The sequence below is a fragment of the Paenibacillus vulneris genome (genome assembly GCF_039543185.1).
Taxonomy (GTDB): Bacteria; Bacillota; Bacilli; order Paenibacillales; family NBRC-103111; genus Paenibacillus_S; species Paenibacillus_S vulneris.
In genome coordinates this window covers 21,504-28,627 of record NZ_BAABJG010000007.1, presented here as the reverse complement: position 1 = coordinate 28,627, position 7,124 = coordinate 21,504, and the positions used below count along the sequence as shown (strand labels likewise).

Genomic DNA, 7,124 nt, shown 5'->3' with positions numbered 1-7,124 from the left:
CATTACCCTACCAACTAGCTAATGCGCCGCAGGCCCATCTGTAAGCCACAGATTGCTCCGTGTTTCATGATCCCCTCATGCGAGAGAACCAGCTATCCGGTCTTAGCTATCGTTTCCGATAGTTATCCCGATCTTACAGGCAGGTTGCCTACGTGTTACTCACCCGTCCGCCGCTATCCCCGAAGGGACCGCTCGACTTGCATGTATTAGGCACGCCGCCAGCGTTCGTCCTGAGCCAGGATCAAACTCTCCATTAAAGTGATCACCGAAGTGATCTATAATAGAGCTTGTCTTAAGCTCAAAATTCAATGCTAGCGAGAATTTTCATTCTCTGTTCAAACATTCACTCGTTGTTCAGTTTTCAAAGGACAATGTCTCGACAAAACTTCATTACTTTTGTAATTTTCATCTTGTCATTTCGTGTCGCTTTGTTTAGCAGCGACTTTCTTAATATATCACATTCACCCATCTTAATGCAAGCTTTTTTTGAAATTTATTTTTCTTATTAAGCTTGATTTGTTTCGGATGTGTTTGCCGTTTTTAGCGGCGAGAGTTAATGTATCATAGGCTTATATATAAAGTCAAGCGTTATTTTGAAAAAATATTCAGCGAATCATCTTCCAAGGCAGATGCTTTCTTTTCGATAGCTTACAGAAAAAAAGAAGCACGCCTGTCTAAACCAGACGTACTCCCTTCAGGTTTCGAATACGAGCTCAAGCTATTCGATCATTCCTTCGACCGGGCTGCTTGCAGAGGCATATCTCTTTTTAGGAATGCGCCCCGCCATAAATCCTTTACGTCCCGCAATGACAGCCAGCTTGAATGCTTCCGCCATGAGAACCGGATCCTGAGCGCCGGCGACGGCCGTGTTCAGAAGTACGCCATCGGCACCCAGCTCCATTGCCAATGTAGCATCTGCCGGACCGCCTATACCCGCGTCAACGATTACAGGAACTTTCGCTTCTTCGATAATAAAGCGAAGCTGATTCGGATTGGCAATGCCCTGTCCCGAACCGATAGGAGAAGCTCCAGGCATAACTGCGGCGGCTCCCGCTTCCTGCAGCTTGCGCGCCAGAATCGGATCGTCCGAGGTATACGGCAGCACGATGAAGCCAAGGTCCACCAGTATTTTTGTAGCTTCTAACGTTCCGATAGGGTCCGGCAGCAGAGTCTTCGGATCACCGATGACTTCCACCTTAATCATGTCGCACAGGCCCGATGCCTTGGCCAGCTTTGCAATACGAACGGCTTCTTCTACAGTATAAGCGCCCGCCGTGTTAGGGAGAAGCGTAAACTTTTTCAAATCCAGCGTCTCCAGGAAATTAGGAGCTTCCGGGTTATCGATAGGCAGACGGCGAATAGCGAAGGTAAGAACATCCGCTTCGGAAGCCTGAACGGCTTGGTTTTGAATATCCAGCGAAGTGAATTTGCCTGTCCCTAGCAGCAATCTGGATTTGAATTCATAGGGGCCGATTTTTAACACGTCATTCATTTGTACAAACCTCCATTAATATGAATGTGCAAGCAAGTATAACGGGCAAATCAATCCTTAACCCCCGCCTACAAAGTGAACAATTTCAAGAGAGTCGCCTTCCTTGAGAGCTGTATTGGCATACTCGCTGCGCTCGATAATGTCCCGATTCAGCTCGATGACCAGTATTTTTTGCTCAAGTTTGAAAACAGTAAGCAGCTCGGCAACATTCGTTACCTGATCTACTTCTCTCGCTTCCCCGTTAATGATCAGTCTCACACCATCACACCACGCTTTCCAGGTAAAATTGACAACAAAAAAAGCCAACCGCGCACAAGAGGTTGACTTGGTGTAAATATGCCGAAAACAGCATCTTACGTTCGTCCACTTCCCTACGCTGGTATCATCCAGAAGCATGCCGCACAAGACATGCCATAATCAGGTTCCAAGGGTCAAGAAAAAGCTTTCTTATCTCAGCCTCGCGATAAAAGGCTCCCCTAGTGGTTATTCAATTGAGTATAAGTATAGCAGAAACTGCTGTTTTTGTCGCTTGGTTTCCTTATTTCGTTGTGTACCGTAATTCCAGCTGGGATACTTCTTCGTCCAATGTATAGATAATTTCCTTGGCCAGCGATTTCTTCACCAGCTTGTTCAGGATAAGCGGAAGCTCGAACCGAATGTCGGACAGCTTCTCACACTGCTGAAGCTCGGCTAGGCTCCAGGCTTCTTCACGGCCGGACAATAGGGAGAGCAAGAGGCCGCAGCATCTCTCCATCTTGGACATGACGGAAAATTCGCAAGCAAGAAGCACTAGCTGGACGCGCTGCTTGAGCGTTTCATTGCTTAGCGTGAGCTCCTCATACAACTTGTATACTCCGGGATTAATCGTTTTTACCTGACGCCAGACGGTAATTTCGGGATGGCTTCCCGCTTCGATGATAACAATCCTCGCCCAATGATGGAGCGCTTCGAGAATGTTATTGTACGCATCCAGCAGATGGTCCTCCAAAATATATTCTTTACTCTCCATATATTTGCGCAAAAATCTGGAGAATTCTATTAACAGCTTGTGCTCTCTCATTTCCGACGGAAATTCCAGCATCCGATGCCGCAAACCTTCTAAATACGTATTCCGATCCAGAAGAATCTCTCCCTTTAAGATCCAGTAAATGAGGTTGCGGTGCTCTCCGTGCAGCATAAGCTGATGAATTGCAGACGGAGTAAACCAGCTTTCTTGTATACGGCAGTCGTCTTTTATATAATGATACTGTTGATCAGTTTGCAGGCCCTCTTTTACAATGACTAGCAACAGGAGATCGAATCCGTCCGTGATTGCAGAAAACATTGACGGATTATCGACCGCCAATATACTCATGACTGCATCATCTTCCCGGAGCCTGGCAATCCTTTGTTTCTTTAGGGCGTTCATCGCCGCAGCCTCCTACATAACATTCCATGATACTTCTTATTTCTACATTAGTAGGCGGTTTCCTGCATCATTTCAGTGACAAATTTCACATTTTATCTAAAGAAAGAAGTGACACCCGTGATATTAAAATCCAGTAAAGTTAATGAATTCCGGTTATGGGGACTGCTGCTGACCATGGGAGGCATGCTGCTGATGATCGTGGGGTTAGCAGGCATTGTTTTTAACTGGGGCGTAGCAGGCAAGATTATCGCCGGTATATGTATGGTCATCGGAGCTATCTCTATGCTGGCCAGCATGGGAGTGTATTTCTGGGCCGGTATGATGTCTACCAGCACCACCGTTGTCGAATGCCCCGAATGCGGCAAGGCTACCAAAATTCTCGGTAAAACGGACCGCTGCATGTTCTGCAAAACGATCCTTTCTCTGGATCCCCAGCACGACCCGAATGCCAAAGCCAATCTTTAACGGCCGAAACAAAGAAAACTGGCTCCCTTCCTTACCTGCATGAGGTGAGAAAGGAAGCCAGTTTTTTTGTCCGGTTATGGCTTTTTGTTAAGCTCTGTCTTTATAAGCTCCCATATAGCCGGGTTCTCGTAGCCTCTGCGCCATGTGGCCACTCCGGCAAGCTGGTATTTATTAACGATATCCATCCGCGCTTTCATGGATACCTCATCCTCCAGCCATATACGGTTCAGCTTGTCGCCTTCCTTGTACTCGACATAGTTTTGACCGACCTCCGGCAGGAACACAGGCGTCAGATTTTTCTCTTTGATCGTTCTTTGCGGATTATCCATATAGACCGATCTCGAACTTACCTTCTTCTTGCCGTCAACGACCTCCTCCGTCCAGATCCGGGTATAGAAAGGAACGCCCAGCACTAGCTTCGAGGCCGGAATCTGGTCCTCCTTCATCAGCTTCACGACGTTCTTCTCCACCCAAGGAAGCGAGGAGACAGAGCCTGCGGTAGGGCTGCTGGCCCAGTATTCGTCATAGGCCATGATCATCATATAGTCCAAAGAATCTATAAGAGCTTTCCGGTCATAAAAGGCCGACCACATCTCGCTTGAAGACTTCGGCGTAACATCCATCGATACGACAAGCCCCTGTTCATGCATTAACGGCACCATTTCGCGGACGAATTGGACCAGGTTTTCTTTATCCTTAGTATTTACATTTTCAAAATCGATATTAATGCCCTGTAAGGAATATAATTGCGCAAAGCTTAGAAGCTGCTTGATCATCTTCATTCTTTTATCGTAGGTCGACAATGCTTCTGTCGTGCGTTTCGGATCAAATCCATTGCTGAACAGCGCCCAAATATGATAGTTTTGGCTGTGCGCCCACTTGACATAGGCCGGATCAACAATGTTCTTCAAGTTGCCCTGACCGTCATCGATATGAAACCAGGTAGGGCTAACCACATTCAAGCCAGGCATAGGCGGAAATTTGGACGTATCCGGGCTTTTTGGTGTCGTTACCTGCTCCCAGGTCATATTGATCTTCCCGCCCTCCAACTTCGGCGCTACAAAGCTTGGAGGCTGCTCCTGCTTGGGGACCTTTTCCACATGATCGGACAACAAGTGGTCTTTTTTGACGTAGCCCATATACCCGTTCTTCAGCTGCACATGGTACCATTCTTCCTCCTCGCCCCAGATCATAACGTCCTCTCCCTGCTTTAAATCAGCAAGAATCGGAGATTTAATGGACTTCTCCTTGCGCATCGGAATCGTTTTGTCCGGCTTGTTCGGATACGATACCGTCTTGCCCCAGTTGAGTTCGTCCCCTTCCTTCACAAGGATCACAGCACCGGTGTCCTGGGACTCCCGCAATTCTATCCCGTAAAGCTGCTTCAAAGGCTCCATAGGCAGATACAGGGCTCCGTTTACTTTTTCCAGAGGAAACTTCAGGTTGAAGGGCTTCTCGTTAATCGTTCCGGTCAGCTGGCTTGTCCTCAAGCGAACCACCTTGTCCTGCGTCGTGATAATGGTCGAATCACTCGATTCCTCGTACAGCATCATCGGATCTATTAATTCCTTGGCTAAGGCAAAGGGCAGCTTCAAGCTCTCTTCCTTCCCCGAGGCCGGCTCATCATATAAAACGCCTTTATAGAAGATCGGCTTCGCGATTCCCTCGAAGGAGGGATCCTCATGCCGGCTGGTCGGAACATATTTGTCCCAGTACACTACGGCCGCGGCTCCGAGTAATACGGGGAACAATAGGGTCCATATGCGCCATTTTTTCGACCTTTTTCTCGTCGTTCTATGATTCATCATCAAATCCGGTTCCATTGCTTCACTCCCATGGCGACTCTAGTCATCGCTCAAATCTAGTACTAGTTTAACAAAAAAGACGCACTGAAAGCCACTTGATTGCCAAGCAGGCTTTAAGCACGTCCATTATACCTTATATTAGTAGAATGTTCCAATTTACGACAGTTGCCGGGCTCCGGCACAATCCGAGCAGATCCCATAAACTTCGACACGGTGGCTTTTCACCAAAAACCCTGTCTCTATCCCGGCCGTTTTCTCCAAATCATCCAGCGGCTTGTAGGAAAAGTCGACGAGCTTGCCGCATTCCTCACAGAGCGCATGGTAATGATCCGACATATCCGCATCAAACCGGCTTGAATGATCGCCGTAGGTCATCTCACGAACCAGTCCGACCTCGATAAATACTTTGAGATTGTTGTATACCGTTGCAACACTCATGCTCGGAAACCGGGGCGCCAGCGCCTTATAGATCTCGTCAGCCGTCGGATGCGTCATCGTATTTAATAAATAGGCCAGAATAGCATGTCTTTGCGGGGTCATGCGTACGCCTGTCGATTTCAATTTGTGCAACGCTTGCTCCAATCGTGAATCCATGCTGTCTCACCGCCTAATCCGATAAAAGGGTATCGATTTATTTTACGCGGCTTTATTTACATTTGTCAATGAAGTTACAGGATAGCTGAAAAAAAGAACGTGCTACTCCGTTTTTTGAATATCGATAGTTCCACTCGTATCCAAATGTATTTTATGTTTTCCCGTACCGACAACTCCTTCGATCGACTTCTTATTAATTTGCATCGGAATCGCCGAATGAATACTGTCTCTCTCCCCTTCTCCTTTGAGAGTGTAGTCTCCGTTAGGGGGCAGTACCAGCTTGATGCCGCCATGAGTCGTCTCGATATCCCAATCCCCGTTAATAACGCGGCTCGCAACTTGTACGGAGCCATTCGTTGTGTCTGCCTTTAATCCGCCGGGTACATCCTGGATCTGAATATTTCCGTTCGTTGTTTTGGCAGCTATGGTACCGTTAACCTGATTCAAGGTAAGGCTGCCGTTGGTCGATGTCAGCTTCACATCCCCCTGATGATCCTGCACCTCCAGCACGCCGTTGGTTGAATCCAGCTTCATGCTTCCTTGGGTCTTTACAGCTGCGATGCGGGCATTGGTGGATCGAAGCTCTATGTTATCGGCCCGGATGGAAGCAGCCTGGATTTCTCCATTGGTCGTCCTGGCCTTCAGCTCCCGCTTGAAAGCCAATTGTTCCGCGGTGATGGAGCCGTTACTTGTCTCCAGATCCATGTCGAGCTTGATTTGCTGCGGCAGGCTGATCACCAGATCAGTGCGCGCCTTGCGCTGTTGCCAGAACCCGCCTCCGTACTCTGCTCCTGTGGAGGTTAACGTCAGCTCATGTCCTTGAACCCGCTGCTCCAACCGCGCCTCGGAAGCAATTCGCTTGGCCTCCTGCTCGTCATCCACGGCCACGTACACGGTCGTTTCAATTTGAAGCTTATCCGTAGTTCCCTGCTTTAGAACGACATTGCCCGAAGGGTTATTAACCGTTACCTTATCCACCCCGCTGGCCAACACGATTTCAGTCGTTCCCTGTTCAAATTTGTGTCCATCCCCTTGGGTGAAGGAAAGCACCGCATCTCCCAAATTGAGATTGGCCGACCAATTGCGGAACAGCGCGGCGGACTGCGTGCTGCCAATGACAATAGCGGAGAGGATAACCGCAATAATGACGCCGCCTAGATCCAGCTTCAGCTGCTTGTCGCTGTCTCCGTATTTCATATTAAATAAAATATACTCAACGCCCAAAGCTACAAACAATACGGGCCACCAGTTAACAAGAAGCGCTGTCCACTGCGATCCCATGTACTGATCGGCAATTACCGCCGCCCCGACTAAAACCAGAAGCAGCGCAGCCGTGTAACGTCCTGCTTTTCGCATCGTA

7 protein-coding genes, 1 rRNA gene and 1 riboswitch are annotated in these 7,124 nt (G+C 48.3%); of the genes, 1 reads left to right on the top strand and 7 read right to left on the bottom strand.

The window, feature by feature from the left end; genetic code table 11:
- The 4 genes from ABEA66_RS09685 to ABEA66_RS09670 form a co-directional block, all read right to left on the bottom strand.
- Window positions 1–257 (bottom strand): 16S ribosomal RNA (locus ABEA66_RS09685); the annotation flags it as partial.
- A 461-nt stretch (window positions 258–718) separates the two neighbouring features.
- Complete coding sequence (locus ABEA66_RS09680; RefSeq protein WP_345587408.1) at window positions 719–1,492, bottom strand: thiazole synthase; 774 nt, start codon at window positions 1,490–1,492, stop codon at window positions 719–721.
- Window positions 1,493–1,549: 57 nt separating this feature from the next.
- A complete protein-coding gene (gene thiS / locus ABEA66_RS09675) occupies window positions 1,550–1,750 on the bottom strand; it encodes a sulfur carrier protein ThiS (RefSeq protein ID WP_079913371.1) in 201 nt (66 codons plus the stop codon).
- 93 nt (window positions 1,751–1,843) lie between these two features.
- A riboswitch (TPP riboswitch) is annotated at window positions 1,844–1,980 on the bottom strand.
- A gap of 50 nt (window positions 1,981–2,030) precedes the next feature.
- Window positions 2,031–2,900 carry a nucleotidyltransferase-like protein gene (locus ABEA66_RS09670; RefSeq protein WP_345587407.1) on the bottom strand — a complete coding sequence of 290 codons (870 nt, stop codon included), beginning with the start codon at window positions 2,898–2,900 and terminating at the stop codon, window positions 2,031–2,033.
- Window positions 2,901–3,017: 117 nt separating this feature from the next.
- Between ABEA66_RS09670 and ABEA66_RS09665 the strand changes: the two genes are divergently transcribed.
- On the top strand, window positions 3,018–3,365 hold the full coding sequence (locus ABEA66_RS09665; RefSeq protein WP_079913372.1) for a DUF2614 family zinc ribbon-containing protein: 348 nt from the start codon (window positions 3,018–3,020) through the stop codon (window positions 3,363–3,365).
- 74 nt (window positions 3,366–3,439) lie between these two features.
- Here the strand turns inward: ABEA66_RS09665 and ABEA66_RS09660 are convergent, their stop codons facing one another.
- The 3 genes from ABEA66_RS09660 to ABEA66_RS09650 all read right to left on the bottom strand — a co-directional run bounded on the left by ABEA66_RS09660 (window position 3,440) and on the right by ABEA66_RS09650 (window position 7,120).
- Entirely contained in the window at window positions 3,440–5,188 is a 1,749-nt protein-coding gene (locus ABEA66_RS09660; protein WP_345587406.1) for a glycosyl hydrolase family 18 protein, read from the bottom strand.
- Between the two features lie 138 nt (window positions 5,189–5,326).
- A complete protein-coding gene (gene perR / locus ABEA66_RS09655) occupies window positions 5,327–5,764 on the bottom strand; it encodes a peroxide-responsive transcriptional repressor PerR (RefSeq protein ID WP_079913374.1) in 438 nt (145 codons plus the stop codon).
- 102 nt (window positions 5,765–5,866) lie between these two features.
- Window positions 5,867–7,120 (bottom strand): DUF4097 family beta strand repeat-containing protein, encoded by a 1,254-nt coding sequence (locus ABEA66_RS09650; protein WP_079913375.1) that lies wholly within the window; start codon window positions 7,118–7,120, stop codon window positions 5,867–5,869.
- Window positions 7,121–7,124: the final 4 nt, after the last annotated feature.